The organism is Gardnerella greenwoodii 00703Dmash (assembly GCF_000263635.1).
Lineage (GTDB): Bacteria > Actinomycetota > Actinomycetes > Actinomycetales > Bifidobacteriaceae > Bifidobacterium > Bifidobacterium greenwoodii.
Map to the genome: position 1 here is coordinate 24,804 of NZ_ADEV01000011.1, position 16,569 is coordinate 41,372.

Here is a 16,569-nt window from a genome sequence, read left to right on the forward strand (position 1 = left end):
AGACCCTCATGCAGAAATGTACTGCGTGAGGGTCTTTTATTTGCGATTTTAAGACCATAGTGCAGTACGGCTTATGCGCGAGTGTCTCATTTCGCTTGTTTTGGTAAACATTTGCCGTGTATTTTTCCGGAGTTTGTTGTCGTTTTGTTTGTTTTTGACCACATTTGCCGGGAATCTACCTGGCGTTTGTAGTCGTTTTGGCAGCGTCTGACCACAAATGCCGTGTATTTTTCCGGCGTTTGTTGTCACTTTGGCGTTGCTTTGAAACATTTGCCGGAGATATTTAGGTGTTTGTAGCTGCTTCTATGCAAGTAACGTTTTTTATTTCCGGTGGTGCTTTTTTGAAAAAAAATCAAAAATTTTGCAAAAAAGTGGGGATTTTTGGGGAGGAATGGGGTAAAATGGTGACTAACGTGCAAATGGCATAGTGTGCGTTGAGTTAGGAGGTGGAGTATGGCACGTCGTGCTGCTAATAAGCAACCGCGGAATAAAGCCAATTCTGCCTCTGGGCATTCCGTAAATCAGGCTGGTTTCTCCACTGAATCTGATATGTCTCAGCAAACGCAGATGCCACTGCAAGCTGAAGCTCCGCAGATTCTTACGTCATATGTTCAGCCTGTTCAACCTCAGCATTCGCAGCACGCTCAGGACTCTTACGGAGTGCCTTCAACTTCTATGCCAGCTGTTCAGCAAGCAATTCAGGCGCCGACATTCACCTCCACTCCATCCGGCGCTTATAATTCAGCTACTCAAGCTGCAGCTATGCCAATTGCACCGTTCTATAATGTTCAGCAGCCAATTCAGCCAATGCAGCAGCCAATGCAGCAGCCTGTTCAGTATGCGCAAAATCCTGCGGCCTCGCCATTAGCTCCTATTTTGCTTGGAACTTACACGCCGAAAATCGACGATAAAGGTCGCGTGGCTCTTCCTGCAAAATTCCGCGCTCAACTTGGAAGCGGTTTTGTTATGGCTCGTGGCCAAGAGCGTTGCGTTTACGTGCTTCCAATGACTGAGTTTCAGCGCATGACCACGCAAATTCAGCGCACTTCTATGAGCAATAAGTCTGCTCGTGATTATTTGCGCGTCTTTCTTTCTGGCGCTGTTGACGAAGAGCCAGATAAGCAAGGTCGTATTGTTGTGCCGCAAATGCTTAGGGATTACGCCAGTTTAGGCAACGAAATCGTTGTTATTGGTGTTGGTACGCGTGCTGAAATTTGGAATAAGTCGGCTTGGGAAGCTTATCTTGCTGATCGTGAGCAAGGTTATGCCGATATTGCTGACGACGTACTTCCGGCGGTGATGTGATGCAAGATATTACAGCTATACACGCACCGGTTTTATTGCAAGATTGCGTCGATTTAGTAACTCCTGCTTTGCAGCATAAAGACGCGATTGTAGTAGATTGCACACTAGGCCTTGCCGGACACGCCACCGCATTTCTTAAAGCAGCTCCTTTTGCAACTCTTATTGGAATTGATCGAGATTCTGAGGCGCTGTCTTTAGCTACAGAGCGCATGCGTAACGAAGGTTTGGAAAATCGTTTTATTCCAGCTCACGCAGCTTTTGACGAAATTGACTCAGTCTTAAGTGCGCATAATATTGACGCAATTGACGCAGCTTTTATGGATTTGGGTCTTTCTAGCCTGCAAATTGATGAAGCGGATCGCGGCTTCTCCTATTCTCACGACACCGCTCTTGATATGCGCATGGATACTACGCAATCAACTACTGCGGCAACGATTTTAGCAACATATGATGCTCGCGAATTAACTAAAATTTTCCGCGAGTATGGCGAAGAACGTTTTGCGTCTCTTATTGCGCGTCGAATTGTTGAAACTCGCGAAGATAAGCCTCTTTTAACTTCTGGACAGCTTGTTCGTTTAGTTGACGATGTGATTCCTAAGGCTCACCGTGCCACAGGAAATCCAGCTAAGCGCGTGTTCCAGGCTTTGCGTATTGAAGTAAATGGTGAGCTAGATAAGCTTCAGCGTACGCTTCCAAAGATTGCTTTGCATCTTCGTGAACATGGTCGTCTTGTGGTTGAGTCTTACCATTCTTTGGAAGACACAACTGTTAAGCGCTTTATGAATAAGGGCTTAACAGTTGACGTTCCAGCGAATATGCCTGTTATTCCTGAAGATGCTCAGCCTTTCTTTAAGTCTCTTACAAGAGGCGCAATGAAAGCATCTAAAGAGGAGATTGAGCATAATACTCGCTCTTCTTCAGTTCGTTTGCGCGCTGTTGAATTGTGCCGTCCTATTCCTGAGCGTTGGCTCAACAGGCTTGAAGATGAAGCTTATGGCTTAGAGCCTCGTAAAGGAGGCCGATAAAAATGGTATTGAATACTAAAAATCGCGTATTGCGTTCGGCTTCTTCTACTTCCGCTCCTGCAGGTCGTGTTAAGGATGCGTCAACTCGTAAAGATTATTCGCGAAATTCTTCCACAGCAGTATTTGGTGCTGCTAAGCGTCAAACTTCCGTGGTTCTTAATCGTTTGCAGAAAGTTATGAACTGGAGTAATACGCGCAAAGTTCCAATCATAAATTTCATGATTATTGTGATTTTCATGGTTGTGACTTTGTCTACTTCGCTTATGCTTCGTACGCAAATGGCTGAGCTTTCTTTTGAGCAGACTGCTACGCAATCTCGTATTTCACGCTTGCGTCAAGATGTTGAAGCTAAGCAAGCAAAGCTCGATACTTTGGATGCTGAGCTTCCTTCTAAAGCGCAACGCATGGGTATGATTCCGCAGCAAGGTTCTATTGCGATTGATTTAAGTGATTACGCGGCTAAACGAAAGCATAATCACAAGAACAAAAAAGAAGTTCCAAAAAATAATAAGCCGCAAGATAAGCCGCAAGATAAGCCGCAAGATAAAGCTAAAAACAATCCGCAAGACAAGCTTAAAAATAAACCTAAAAACAAAACTAAAGAACAGCAACAAAAACAACAGTCACAACAAACAAAACAGGAGAAACATTGATGCGCCACATTTTTAAACAACGTTTCGCCAAAGAACAAAACTTTGTTCGTAAATGCACTGTTATTGCTATAGTTTTCGCTTTCATAGGCATTTGTGCCGTTGCAAAACTTAGCTATATTCAGCTAATTAACGCACGTTCTACTGCGCAGGCAGCTCAAGCAGAACGCAGCAGAGTGCGCCCAATTCTTGCTCGTCGTGGCAAAATTTTGGATGCCAATGGTGCTGTTCTTGCACAAAGCGTTGAGCGATTCAATATTATTGGAGACCCTCTTAACGCTCAGGCTTTTAAGCCTACGCCATGCACTAAGCAGACTGAAGATAATTGCCATATGCTAAATGGTAAGCCGGTAGAGGGTACGGGCGCTGTGGCGGTTGCTCGTTTGCTTGCTCCGATTCTTCACATGAGTTCTGTAGAGCTTGGAGGAAAATTAGCTGGCGTTGGTCGTTACGTTTTGTTGAAGCGTAACGTAACTCCTGCAGTTAAGCGCGCTATTGACAATCTTAATCTTTCCGGATGCATTTACGCAGAAAATAGCAGCGAGCGCGTGTATTCTAGTGGCCCAATTCTTGGTTCTGTAATTGGTGCAGTTTCGAATGCGGATGAAGTTAATCGTAAAGACTTAAAGGATCGCAAGGGTGAAGTTGGTGTTTCTGGACTTGAGCTAACTCATGACTCCACCTTAAACGGTGTAGACGGTTACCAGCGTTACCAAGGAAATAACGTTGGAAATGAGAAGATTCCAGGAACTGTAACAGAATCTAAGCCTGCTGTAAACGGCAGTGATATTAAGCTTACGATTGATAGCGATGTTGATTGGTATGTTAAGAAGGTTCTTCTTGACGGAAAGAAACAATATCGTGCAGCATGGGGTGTTGCAGTAGTTCAGGATGTTCGAACTGGCGAAATTCTAGCTTTGGAAGATACTGACGATATTAAAGCCGGTAGCACGCAATCCAAAGTAAACGTGTCTCGCGCAGTAAGCCAAACATTTGAACCTGGTTCTATTGGTAAAGCTTTTGCAATGTCTGGTATGTTGCAAACCGGCGCTCACAAGCTTAGCGATCAGTTTGCTGTTCCTAACAGCATTAATAAGAATGGCCAAACATATCACGATGCTGTTGATCATGGTGTTGAACATTGGACTTTGGCTGGTATTCTTGCTGAATCTTCAAACGTTGGTATGGTTATGGCCGGCGAAAAGTATCCATTAGATAAGCGCTACGAATACCTTTATAAGTTTGGTCTCGGTCAGTATACCGGATTGAATTTGCAGGGTGAATCTCGCGGTTTGCTTCCTAGCATGCAATCTTGGGATGGTCGTAAGAAAGATACTGTTCTATTCGGCCAAGGTTATGCTGTGAACGCTTTGCAGCTTACTAACGCTATGGCAACTATTGCGAATAAAGGCGTGAAGTTGCGTCAAACTTTGATTAAGTCTGTTATTGATTCTAACGGTCATGTAACTAAAGCTGGGCGTGCTCAAGGAACGCGAGTTATTGATGAGAATGTTGCAGCTCAAATGATGAACGCTCTTGAAAACTCAGGCGAGCATTATCACCGTTTTGCAGGTGTTGATGGCTACCGTGTTGCTGCAAAGAGTGGTACTGCAGAAGTTGCTGGACCTGATGGCCGTCTTAGCTCCACAATTAGCGACTGGTCTGGCGCTATTCCGGCGGATAATCCTCGCTTCATCGTAACCGTTGTGCTAAAAGATCCACAAGGCGTTTACGGTGGTATGACTGCAGGCCCATTGTTCAAAACAATTGGTGAATTCCTTATGCAAAAGTATGATGTTCCAACTTCTGCTGCACGCACGAACCCTGTTGCGGTAAATTGGTAATGAGCGCATTACAATGTTGTTTAATACTAAGTAGGGTGTGCAATGAATGTGGTTGATGAATATTCAAGAGTAAGAGTTACTTTAGGTTTCGCTGCAAAAAACTACGGTTTTGAAGTTGTGCCAGCGTTTGCATCTGAAGTAACTGTTACTTCTATTGCTCATGACGTGCGACAAGTGCATCCTGGCTGCCTGTTTGTGCCGCTCGGCCACGTTGATCGCCGTCAACTTGAAGCTGCTAGAGATGCTGGAGCGTACGCTGCACTAGTTCCACCAGAGTTTCGTAATGAAGCTGTAGATTTAGGAATACCGCTACTTGTATCTTCTGCTAATCCTGTTGCTCTTGGAAAACTTGCTTGCGATATTAATTGTGATCCTTCTTCTTGCGTTGCAACTTTTGCTGTTGCAGGCGACGACGATGACGAAATTCATGCTAATGTTTTGCGATTGGCAGACTTTTTACACATGCTTGGTAATCCTGTTGGTGTGATTAGTGACGCTGGATCGTCTTCTTTGCAGCGCGAACTTTCGCTGGAATATCCGTTAAATATAGCTGATGTTCAGCATACGCTGTCAGTTTGTGCAGAAGATGGTGCTGCTGCAGTAGTTATTGCACTTAATAGCGCGACTTTGTCGAAAAATGCGTTGCAGTCGGTAAATATTGACGTTTTGGGCGCGGAGAAATCTAAAGTAGACGACGACTCTAAATCAACTACTGATGCAACTACCAATGCAACTACAACTGCAACTACCAATATAAGTTTTTATTCTTTGCGACAACGCTACGGTTTTAGTAGCAGAGATCACTCGTATTGCGTTACAAGATCTACTGAATCGGACGAATTAGCGCAATTAGCAGACGAAATTGGCGGACAAAATATTAAGCGTCATCTTTCACTAGCAATTGCAATGGTGTTGGCTGCTGGAGTGCGTCGTGGAACTATTAAAAGCGCATTGCGTGTTTCTCACGAATTGCGTTAAATAGGTAATTTGCGCGTGTGTTTTAGCTGTGCAAACTACTTTAAGCAAATGTTTTAGACTTGGATTTTGGACTTTGGATTTGGGCTTTGAGTGTTTTTAAGCATGCGGAGCATTTAGGAGGATTTTATGAGTTGTAATCAAAACCATGAGGCAATTAGTGAAGCGAAGACGCAAAATAACATGATGCCTATGAGTGTTTTTGAAATTGCTTCTGTAGTAAATGGCACTGTGCACGTTAGCAATCAAAATAATTCTTCTAATACAAAGCTCGAAAACACTACTGCTACATCCGTTTTTACTGATTCTCGTGAAGTTCGTGAAGGATCCGTTTTTGTTGCAATTGCTGGTGAACATGTTGACGGTCACGACTATGTAGAAAGCGCTGAAAAATCTGGGGCTGTATTAGCAATTGTTGAGCATTTTGTAAAAGATGTTTATATTACTCAGATTGTTGTTAAAAATTCCGTTGAAGCTTTAGGATTGCTTGCTAAACATAATTTGCAGCGTAGACGCGAATTACAGCAGCCGTTTACAATTGTTGGGATTACTGGTTCTGTTGGAAAAACAACAACTAAAGATATGCTTAAGGCATTGCTTAGCACTTTGGGCGAAACTGTTGCTCCTGTTGGGTCTTTTAATAACGAAATCGGCTTGCCTTTAACCTCTTTAAAAGTTGGTCCATCTACTAGATTCTTAGTAGCAGAAATGGGTGCTAACCATGTTGGAGAAATTGCGAATTTAACAAAAATTGCTCCGCCAGATATTGCGGTTGTGCTTAAAGTTGGTGTTGCTCACTTAGGAGAGTTTGGTTCAGTTGAGCGCATTGCTCAGGCAAAAAGTGAGATTGTGCAAGGGCTTGTGCCGCATGGTATTGCAGTGTTAAACGCGGACGATTCTAGGGTTTTTGCAATGAGCAATCTTGCGGATAAAAATCATGTTCGCTACTTTGGCAGAAATCTTAAAAATGGTTTGCTTGAATCAGCTCCTAAAAGCGAGTATCAACTTTGCGCTAGTTGCGTAGAACTTGATTCTTTTGGAAAGCCAACTTTTACGCTTAGCGAATACGAAGAATCTCCTGAAAAATCTTCTGAAGATTCTTCTGAAATAACAAATAAAACGCAAGTTCATCTTGCTATACAAGGCGAGCATAATGTTATGAATGCTCTTGCTGCAGCAAATGTTGCTAGCTATTTTGGTATGCCTTTAGACAATATTGCGGATGTGCTTGGCAAAGTTTCGCATATTAGCCCGCATCGCATGCAGCTTAGTACCGTTTCTTATGAGGGCAAAGAGTTTACGCTTATTGACGATTCTTTTAACGCTAACCCTGATTCTATGAAAGCTGGACTTGACGGCTTATGCGCTTACGAAAGTAAAGACAATGCAAATAAGTCTAATGTTTTTAGAATTGCTGTTTTAGGTTCAATGCTTGAGCTTGGCAAAAATGAGTGCGAATTGCACGAAAATATTGGCTCGTATGCTGCTAAGTCAAATGTTGATGCTGTTATAGCTGTTGGCTCAAAAACGGATTCTGATTTAGACAATTTAGCCCAGTGTATTGCGCATGGCGCTCGCAATTCTTGGGAAAATAAAAAGCTTTCAGCCAATGACGCAGTGCATTTAGCGCATAGCTCTTATGAGGCTAATGAACTTGTTTGGAAGATTGTGGCCGACCATCCGAGTAGTGTTGTGTTATTGAAAGGTTCGCATGCGTCAGGTTTAAGTGTGTTGGCTGAACGTTGGGCCAGTATTAATAAGTAGTGCAAATGGAATATAAAACGGAGGTTAAGCGGTGATTGCGCTTATTATCGGAATTGTTGTGTCGCTAGTTGTGACGATTATAGGCACGCCTCTGCTTATTCGTTTGGTGCACCGCTTGCATTATGGGCAGTACATTCGTCAGGATGGTCCGCAATCTCATTTAGTAAAGCGCGGAACTCCAACTATGGGCGGTGTTGTTATTAATCTTGCCGTTGTTGCAGGTTGGGCTGCTTCTGCACTTTACCGCTACATGGCTGTTGGAAGAGCACCTTCCTGGTCTGCTGTTTTAGTGCTTTTTGCCATGCTTTCTATGGGTTTGCTTGGCTTTATTGACGATTTTGCTAAAGTGAGAAAAAAGCAGAATCTTGGTCTTTCTGTGCACGCTAAATTCATTGGGCAGATTGTTTTTGCAAGCATTTACGCTCTTCTTGCTCTGCTTCTTCCAACGCAATCTGGTATTGCTAGTGCTCAGCCTGGAATGAGTTTTATTGAGCGACCATTCTTTGATTTTTCAATACTCGGTAAGGGTGTTGGAATTGTTGTGTTTATTATTTGGGTGAATTTCCTAGTTGCTGCATGGTCTAATGCTGTAAATTTGACCGATGGTCTTGACGGCTTAGCTTCTGGCTCTTCTATGATTGCTTTTGCAGGTTACGCTTTGATTGCTTTTTGGGAAAGCTACCATGTGCGTGGCGGCGGTCATTTTGGCTTCTCTTACGCTGTTTCTGATCCTCTTGATTTAACTATTATTTCCGTTTGCGCGGCTGTTGCCTGCTTCGGTTTCTTGTGGTTTAATTCCAATCCTGCTCAAGTATTTATGGGAGACACTGGTTCTCTTGCGTTGGGCGGCTTGTTTGCTGCTATTTCTATTGCTACGCACACAGAGTTTTTGGCAGTAATTTTGGGCGGACTCTTTGTAATGGAAGCTGCAAGTGACGTTATTCAGGTTGGCTTCTTTAAAGCAACGCATAAACGCGTTTTCAAAATGGCTCCTATTCATCATCATTTTGAATTGCTTGGCTGGACGGAAACAAAGGTTGTTGTGCGTTTTTGGATGATTGAGCTTATGTTTGTTCTTTCTGCGCTTATGATGTTCTACGCGGATTGGGCAGGCCGTTCTGGATTGCTTATTTAATATAAAAGTTGGAAGGCTTCAATATGAGTACTCTTAAGAGTTCTGATTCGTCTGTTTCGCTACCATCATGCGAGTGCAGTAGCACATTCCCGTTCAAAAATGTTCTTGTTGCAGGACTTGGTGTTTCTGGACGTGGAGCTGCTGAAGTTTTGCGCGCTGTTGGATCTAATCCTATAACTGCAGACGAAAAAAAGCCTGAAGCAGATATTCATAATTTTGAAGAAATTAACTGGTCTAAAATCGACGCTGTAGTTACTTCTCCTGTTTTTAATCCTCGCACACCATTTTTGCAAGAAGCTCAATCGCATAATATTCCAGTAATGAGCGAAGTTGAATTAGCGTGGCGTTTGCGAGTTCCTTCTAAGCGCACAAATAAACCTGCTTATTGGATTGGTATTACCGGAACTAACGGCAAAACTTCCACTACAGAAATGACTTCAGCAATGCTAACCGCTTGTGGATTAGATGCTCCAGCTGTGGGAAATATTGGAAAATCTGTTTCTCATGCGGCTTTGGAAGCAGATCACGACGCTTTATGCGTTGAATTAAGCTCCTTCCAGCTGCATTTTACTGATTCTTTAGCTCTTGATTGTGCTGCTATTACAAATATTGCTGCAGACCATTTAGATTGGCATGGTGGCATGGAAGCTTATGCTCACGACAAGTCAAAAGTTTTTAATAATGTTCGCAAAGCTTTAGTTTACAATGCTCAAGATGAAAGAGTTAAAGCATTAGCTCAAACTGCAAAAGTGGCTTCGGGTTGCAAGCGTATTGGATTTACTTTAGCTGAGCCTTCTTTGGGCGAAATTGGTGTTAAAGACGGTTGGATTGTTGATAACAGCGGTGTTGCTGGGGGAGATCCTGGAGTATTGAAGCGTATTGTCTCTTTGCGTGATTTGCGTCATTTATGCGAGCCAGATGGCACAGTTTACCCACATTTGTTGGCTGACGCTCTTACAGCATTGGCTTTGGCTCTTGGCTTAACTGGAAACGTTGATGCTGCAGTTCGTGCTTTATGCGAGTTTGCTCCAGGCGGGCATCGAATTCAAACTGTTGCAACTTTTCCGGCTCAAGATTGCAATCCTTCGCATTCTATTCGATTCGTTGATGATTCTAAAGCAACTAATGCTCACGCTGCAGCCGCGTCTTTAGCAAGTTTTGCTAATAATTCTGTAGTTTGGATTGCTGGCGGCTTGGCAAAAGGCGGTTGTTTTGAAGATTTAGTAGCAAATCAGCTTCATGTGATTAAAGCTGTTGTTGTTATTGGCGTAGACCAGCGTCCTATTGTTGAAGCTCTTCATAATTCTGCTCCAAATATTCCTGTAACTATTGTTGCTCCAGACGGTTCTAGTGCTGAATCGTATAATGGTATTGACGATGCGGTTTGCGCGCGGATTGAGCATAATTCGCTTATAAATGCTGATTCTTCATTCGGCGAAGCTGTTATGCAACAAACTGTAGAAGCTGCCGGGCGTTACGCTAAGCCTGGTGATGTTGTGCTTCTTGCTCCAGCATGTGCTTCTATGGATCAATTCGTTTCGTATGCTGATCGTGGAAATCGCTTTGCTGAAGAATCTCAACGATGGGTACACAATCATGGTATTAAACAACAATAAGCCGATTAAGTGGTTGCGCTCATTAGTGCACAAAAAAAGTGGTGAAGAGCAGGGTCAAGATTTAGCGCTTAAGCATTATCTTGGGTGGAAAAGTTTAACAAATCCTCTGTGGTGCTTATACGGAATGAGAATATCGGTAATTATTTTATCGATATTTGGCTTATTTATGGTGTTTTCTAGCTCCTCAGTAACAATGATTACTTACGGAGTTGCACCTTGGGGTCAGGGCGTAAACCAAACTCTTTACTGCATTTTGGGCATGATTGGCTACATTTTTGCTTCTCGCGTGCCTGTTTCGTACTACAGAAAATATGTTGCGATTATTTATGCTGTTGCGGCCGTAGCACAGTTTTTAACTTTTGTGCCAGGTTTGCGCCGAGAGGTTAATGGTAACGCGGGCTGGATTGCTTTTGGTCCTATTACTTTGCAGCCTGCAGAAATCACGAAACTATCTTTGTGTATTTGGCTTCCAATCGCACTTCTTGCAGCAAAAGAAGCGTATAAGCGCGTTCAAATGCGAGCCTATATTCCCGCTGCATCCGGATTAGGCGTATCTTTGCTGCTAGTTATTGCCGGTAAGGATCTTGGTACTGCTTTAATTATTATTCTTATTGCTCTTATAGCTTTCTATTTAGGTGGATTTCCAACCAAATGGCTTGTTGGAAGCATATTTATTGCTTGCATAATGGTTGCTCTTTTGGTTTTAACAAGTCAAAATCGTATGCGAAGAATTCTCGCAACATTGCACGGATGTGACGCTAAAGCAGCTAAAGGCGTGTGCTTCCAAGCAATTCACGCACAATACGCAATGGCTTCCGGAGGACTCTTAGGCGTTGGTATTGGTAACTCGCGCGAAAAATGGAATTATTTACCTTACGCTCATAACGATTTTATTTTCGCAATTATTGGCGAAGAAATGGGATTTTTGGTTGCGGCTGCAGTAGTTATTTTGTACATAATAATCGGCTGGTGCATGCTTTCTTCTGCGCTTCAAGCAAAATCTAAGTTTATTTCAATAACTTTAATGTGCATTGCAACGTGGATTGTAGGCCAGGGCTTAGTTAATATTCTTGTAGTAGTGCAACTATTGCCGGTTATGGGAGTTCCTATGCCGTTTGTGTCTGCAGGCGGATCTTCGCTTGTTATGTGTTTGGTTGCAGTAGGAGTCGCTGACGGTCTTATGCGAGCAAACCCACAGCTTAAAATGGAAAAATAGTAGCGTAATTGAAGAATCGGGGAAATAATGAATCAGACTAATGCTAATCAGAAAGAAGTGCATATTGTGCTTGCAGGCGGGGGCACTGCAGGTCATGTTAATCCACTACTTTCTGTTGCAGACGCATTAAAACGTATTGAGCCAAACGCTCATATTAGCGTAATTGGTACGGCTGTTGGATTAGAAAAAGATCTTGTTCCAGAAGCAGGCTACGAACTTGACACTATAGAAAAAGTGCCTTTTCCTAGAAAACCAAATCTTGACGCACTAAAATTCCCTTTGCGTTGGATTAAAGAAACGCGCAAAGTTCAAAATATTTTATTAAAACGAAAGGCAGATATTGTAGTTGGCTTCGGCGGCTACGCTTCTGCTCCAGTTTATTTTAAAGCTCATTCGAAGCATATTCCGATTGTTATTCATGAGCAGAATGCTAAAGCCGGAATGGCAAATAAATTAGGCGCTAAATGGGCTGAAGAAATAGGAACTGTGTACAATACCACTGGTTTGCGCGCAAAAAACGGTTCTGAAGCAAAAAGAGTAGGATTGCCGCTTCGCCCTGCTATTTCTACATTGTGCAAAAAACTGGAAGAAGATAGGGGCTCGGCTGCAGTTGAAGGAGCTTGCAAGCTTGGATTAGATCCAAAGCGACCAATTATTTTGGTAACTGGAGGCTCTTTAGGAGCAAAAAGCATTAATCTGGCTGTGGCTCAAGCTTCTAAAGAAATTTTGCAGCATGCGCAAGTCATACATTTAACTGGTCGCGCAAAAGCGGAAGAAGTGCGAAGCATAGTTGCAAAGCAAGTAGGTGAATCGCAAATAAACGATATTAATCCAAATCATGCTGGATTAGGTGATTATCATATTGCGGAATATTTAGAGCGTATTGACTGGGCTTTTGCTTGTGCAGACTTGGTTATTTGCAGGGCTGGAGCTGGAACTGTTGCCGAAATTTCCGCTTTAGGATTGCCTGCAGTTTATGTGCCGCTTCCTATTGGTAACGGCGAGCAGCGTTTTAATGCTGAGCCGGTTGTAAAAGCTGGCGGTGCAGTTATGGTAAACGACTCAGATTTTAGCGCTCAATGGTTAAATCTTGAAGGAATAGCTTTATTAGAGGATAGTAAGCGTTTGCAAAATATGCGAAAAGAATCATGGAATTATGGTATTCGTAACGCGGCAGACGTTATGGCAAAGCGTATTCTTGAAATCGCAAAAGGAAGCAGAAAATAATGTCGAATGTTAATAATAATGCGGATTTAGCTCACGAAAATGCGGATTTGCTATGCTCTAAAATCACCCTAAATCCAATAAAAGCTGCATTTGAAGATTCTAAAAACGCATCCACTCTTGGAAGAGTGCATTTTATTGGCATTGGTGGAGCAGGAATGAGTGTTCTTGCGGAAATGCTTCACGAAGAAGGCGTAAGTGTTAGCGGATGCGACCGCGAAGAAAACGATCACACAAAGCGTTTGGAAGAATTAGGTATTTCGGTAGAAATTGGTCAAAACGCTTCTCATGTTGAGAGTGCAGATGTGCTTGTGTATTCAAGCGCAATTAAGCCGAATAATCCAGAAATTGTGGCAGCTTACGCCAATGGTGTAAAACTCGTGCATAGAAGCGATATTCTTGCGCTACTTCTTGCCTCAAAAACTGGGGTTACTGTTGCAGGAGCTCACGGTAAAACAACTACAAGCTCGCTTCTTTCTCACATACTAAGCGTTGCTGGAACTGGAGAACTTTCAGATCCAAGCTACGCGATTGGCGGATCAATACAGTCTGCAGATGGCACTGTTATTGATGGCGGTCATGCAGGTAAGGGAAGCGTTATGGTTGCTGAAGCTGACGAATCAGACGGAAGCTTTGAAAAATATCGCCCGAGTATTGCAATCGTAACAAATGCTGAAGCGGATCACTTAGATCATTACGGTTCTAGCGAACGTTACCGTGAAGCTTTTGTTGAGCACGTAAGTCACGCTATTGATCACGTAATAATTTGCGCTGATGACGAAGGTGCTAGAAAAGTTCTTGAAAAAATGTCGGATGAAACTTTGCGCGCAACAATTGCTTACGGTGCTTACGATTCGTGGGCTTCAACTAGCGCTCGCGTGCAAAATTTGGCGCAGTTTGCTGGTATTAAGCATGAAAGCGAGCAGGCTGTAAGTGGGCGAGAAGTATTTACGCTTGTTTTGCCTGGGAGTATTGCTGGCAATGCTGGTAATGCTGGTAATGCTGGCAAAATAGAAGATTCACTAAGCTTAGAAGTTAGTTTGCTAATTCCAGGATTGCACAATGCGCGTAACGCTTCGGCTGCTATTATTGCTGCAGTATTGCTTGGAATGAAGCCGGAAGATGCGGCTCGTGGTGCTCAAAGTTTTAGGGGAGCATCTAGAAGATTTGATATTCGAGGATGCGTTAACGGTGTTACTGTTGTTGACGATTATGCGCATCATCCAACGGAAATTGAAGCTTTACTTCGTGCTGCTAGAAGGCGCTATACTTCAGCGAAATTGCGTGTGCTGTTCCAGCCGCATTTGTTCTCTAGAACGCGCGCTTTTGCTAGTGAGTTTGCTAAGGCTTTGGCTTTGGCTGACGACGTGATTGTTACTGGCATTTTTCCAGCTCGCGAAAAGCAGGAAGATTTTCCTAATATTCACGCAGAAACTATTGTTGAGGCTGCAAAAACGCAGAATCTCAATGTGCAAATTGAGGCTGTGGAAGATATGCGTGAGGCTGCGTTGAAACTTACTGCGCGCGCAAAATCCGGAGATGTTCTTCTTACTGTTGGTGCTGGAAGTATTACTGATATGACGTCTGTTATGCTAGAAGCGTTGTAAAAATATTCACAAAGTAGTAAGAAATATCTGCTATTCTTTAGGAAACTTAAGCTTCACGAGGAAAGGAGCGGTATGGGTCGCGTGATTGTTAGTAAATCAAATGATTCTTCTGAAAATAAGCCGCATCCTCGCACTGTTAAAAGCCTTAATTTAGCAGATGCGAATCCTAATCGCGAAGAAAAGCATCAGGGTAAATTTGTTGATGCAAGGCGCTTGCCAGGTCTTGATTTCATAAAGAAAACGCTAAGTCAAACTTCTGGATCTTTTGGAATGATGACTCGTCCTAGAATCGTCAATTTCAAAGAGCGTTTAAAAGAACGTAAATCCGCTTATTTGAAGTTTACGCTTAAACGTGTTTTAGCTGCGATAGCTGTTATTGCAGTTCTTGCAGCGCTTTTATGGCTTCTGTTCTTCTCACCGGCATTTCGTCTTCAGCTAGACGATATTACTATTTCTGGTTCTAACGAATGGGTGAGTGAGCAGAAAATCGAATCGATAGCGTCTACTCAAGTAGACAAATCGCTGTTTTTGGTATCTTCGCAAGAAGTAATTGGTCAGCTTAAAGATATTCCTGGCGTGACTGAAGCAAAAGTTACTAAAAATTTCCCGCATAGTTTACAAATTACGGTTAGAGCTCAGCGTCCTGCAGCAATGCTTAAAACTCGCGAAAGCAGTAAGCTCACAGCTGTGGATGCAAAGGGTAGAGTTTTAAATGCTGTAGCGCAGGCGTCTATTAAAGGTATTCCGGTAATCGAAGTAGGGGATATTCAACGAAGCCTAAACAATAGAGCCGTTCTTGAAGCTGTGAAAATCGTAAGCTCACTGCCGGAATCAATGCGCGCTAGAGTTACGAAAGTTAGTGCAAAAACGCAGGATTCTGTTGAAACGGAACTTGGTGACGTAAAGCGAACTATTGTTTGGGGCGATTCTTCGCAAATCGAATTAAAAAAGGCTATTGTTGCTAAAATTATTGACGATCCAAGCAAAATAGGAGATAAGCATAGGCTCGATGTTTCCGCTCCTGTGCGACCAATTCTTAAGTAGATTTTGATTTTAATTGAGTTTGAGTTGGGTTTGATTTTGCTTTTGTGATTTAGTTAGAAGCATTGTCAAACTTTGGTGTATAATAGTAATTCGTGTGTGCCAACGGCGTGCCTTATGTGATAGGCGTGCAGGTTGGGATATCCCAAGTGCCAAAGATAGCGCGCAGTAATGCGTGACTGGAGGCGCAAGGGCCATCGGGCCGGTGGACTGTGGCTTTTACTCTTTTAACCGATTCAGGTTTAAGGTGTGCTGCAGTGTGGCGGTTTTCACCAAACAGAACATATCAATGAATCGGAGAACTTAAGTTGCCTACGATTGAACAACTCGTCCGTAAGGGACGTCAGGCCAAGCCTAAGAAGTCAAAGACTTTGGCCTTGAAAGGTAGCCCGTTGCGTCGTGGCGTGTGCACCCGTGTGTACACCACCACTCCTAAGAAGCCAAATTCCGCGCTTCGTAAGGTTGCTCGTGTGCGCCTCAGCTCGGGTATTGAAGTAACCGCCTATATTCCAGGCGAAGGTCATAACTTGCAGGAGCACTCCATTGTGCTTGTGCGCGGTGGCCGTGTGAAGGATCTCCCAGGTGTGCGTTACCACATCGTGCGTGGCGCGCTCGATACCCAGGGTGTCAAGGACCGCAAGCAGGGTCGTTCCCTGTATGGAGCAAAGAAGGCGAAGTAAAACATGTCACGTAAAGGACCTGCAAAAAAGCATCAGTTGCTTCCTGATCCAATCTACGGCTCGACCGTCGTGGCTCAGTTGATTAACAAAATCCTTCTCGATGGTAAGAAGTCCATCGCAGAAAACATCGTCTACACCGCTCTTGAGCAGGTGAAGGCAAAGACCGAGCAGGAGCCAGTTTCTGTTTTGAAGCGCGCTCTCGATAACATTCGTCCAAGCCTCGAGGTTCGTTCCCGCCGCGTCGGTGGCGCAACCTACCAGGTTCCAGTCGAAGTTAAGCCTGCTCGTGCAAACACATTGTCCCTTCGCTGGCTTACTGACTTCTCCCGCGTTCGTCGTGAGAAGACAATGGCTGAGCGTTTGGCCAACGAAATTCTCGATGCCTCCAATGGCTTGGGTGCTTCCGTGAAGCGCCGCGAGGATACCCACAAGATGGCAGAAGCAAACAAGGCTTTTGCTCACTATCGCTGGTAATCCACAAGATAAT

The 16,569-nt window shown here is 43.5% G+C and carries 14 protein-coding genes; all 14 read left to right on the forward strand.

Features of this window, described 5'->3' with window-relative positions; translation table 11 throughout:
• The first annotated feature begins 453 nt into the window (after positions 1-453).
• Positions 454-1,305, forward strand: a complete 852-nt coding sequence (mraZ, locus tag NG78_RS06140; protein ID WP_004135450.1) for a division/cell wall cluster transcriptional repressor MraZ — start codon at positions 454-456, stop codon at positions 1,303-1,305.
• Positions 1,305-2,330: a 16S rRNA (cytosine(1402)-N(4))-methyltransferase RsmH gene (gene rsmH, locus NG78_RS00375; protein ID WP_004135452.1), complete on the forward strand. Its 1,026-nt coding sequence runs from the start codon at positions 1,305-1,307 to the stop codon at positions 2,328-2,330. The genes mraZ and rsmH overlap by 1 nt, the downstream gene beginning before the upstream one ends.
• Before the next feature lie 2 nt (positions 2,331-2,332).
• On the forward strand, positions 2,333-2,983 hold the full coding sequence (locus NG78_RS00370; RefSeq protein ID WP_004135454.1) for a hypothetical protein: 651 nt from the start codon (positions 2,333-2,335) through the stop codon (positions 2,981-2,983).
• Positions 2,983-4,824, forward strand: a complete 1,842-nt coding sequence (locus tag NG78_RS00365; RefSeq protein WP_004135456.1) for a peptidoglycan D,D-transpeptidase FtsI family protein — start codon at positions 2,983-2,985, stop codon at positions 4,822-4,824. Before NG78_RS00370 ends, NG78_RS00365 begins: the two co-directional genes overlap by 1 nt.
• A gap of 42 nt (positions 4,825-4,866) precedes the next feature.
• Positions 4,867-5,802, forward strand: a complete 936-nt coding sequence (locus NG78_RS00360; protein ID WP_004135457.1) for a hypothetical protein — start codon at positions 4,867-4,869, stop codon at positions 5,800-5,802.
• Between the two features lie 126 nt (positions 5,803-5,928).
• Entirely contained in the window at positions 5,929-7,563 is a 1,635-nt protein-coding gene (locus NG78_RS00355) for a UDP-N-acetylmuramoyl-tripeptide--D-alanyl-D-alanine ligase (protein ID WP_004135458.1), read from the forward strand.
• A gap of 31 nt (positions 7,564-7,594) precedes the next feature.
• Positions 7,595-8,698: a phospho-N-acetylmuramoyl-pentapeptide-transferase gene (gene mraY, locus NG78_RS00350; protein WP_004135460.1), complete on the forward strand. Its 1,104-nt coding sequence runs from the start codon at positions 7,595-7,597 to the stop codon at positions 8,696-8,698.
• A gap of 23 nt (positions 8,699-8,721) precedes the next feature.
• On the forward strand, positions 8,722-10,314 hold the full coding sequence (murD, locus tag NG78_RS00345) for a UDP-N-acetylmuramoyl-L-alanine--D-glutamate ligase (protein ID WP_004135462.1): 1,593 nt from the start codon (positions 8,722-8,724) through the stop codon (positions 10,312-10,314).
• On the forward strand, positions 10,295-11,530 hold the full coding sequence (locus NG78_RS00340; RefSeq protein ID WP_004135463.1) for a peptidoglycan glycosyltransferase FtsW: 1,236 nt from the start codon (positions 10,295-10,297) through the stop codon (positions 11,528-11,530). Before murD ends, NG78_RS00340 begins: the two co-directional genes overlap by 20 nt.
• Before the next feature lie 27 nt (positions 11,531-11,557).
• Positions 11,558-12,757, forward strand: a complete 1,200-nt coding sequence (locus NG78_RS00335; protein WP_004135464.1) for a UDP-N-acetylglucosamine--N-acetylmuramyl-(pentapeptide) pyrophosphoryl-undecaprenol N-acetylglucosamine transferase — start codon at positions 11,558-11,560, stop codon at positions 12,755-12,757.
• Positions 12,757-14,361 (forward strand): UDP-N-acetylmuramate--L-alanine ligase, encoded by a 1,605-nt coding sequence (gene murC, locus NG78_RS00330; protein WP_004135465.1) that lies wholly within the window; start codon positions 12,757-12,759, stop codon positions 14,359-14,361. Before NG78_RS00335 ends, murC begins: the two co-directional genes overlap by 1 nt.
• 72 nt (positions 14,362-14,433) lie before the next feature.
• Positions 14,434-15,405, forward strand: coding sequence for a cell division protein FtsQ/DivIB (locus tag NG78_RS00325; protein ID WP_004135466.1), 972 nt, complete (start codon positions 14,434-14,436; stop codon positions 15,403-15,405).
• 305 nt (positions 15,406-15,710) lie between these two features.
• Complete coding sequence (gene rpsL / locus NG78_RS00320; RefSeq protein WP_003813881.1) at positions 15,711-16,082, forward strand: 30S ribosomal protein S12; 372 nt, start codon at positions 15,711-15,713, stop codon at positions 16,080-16,082.
• A gap of 3 nt (positions 16,083-16,085) precedes the next feature.
• A complete protein-coding gene (gene rpsG, locus NG78_RS00315) occupies positions 16,086-16,556 on the forward strand; it encodes a 30S ribosomal protein S7 (RefSeq protein ID WP_004127577.1) in 471 nt (156 codons plus the stop codon).
• Positions 16,557-16,569: the final 13 nt, after the last annotated feature.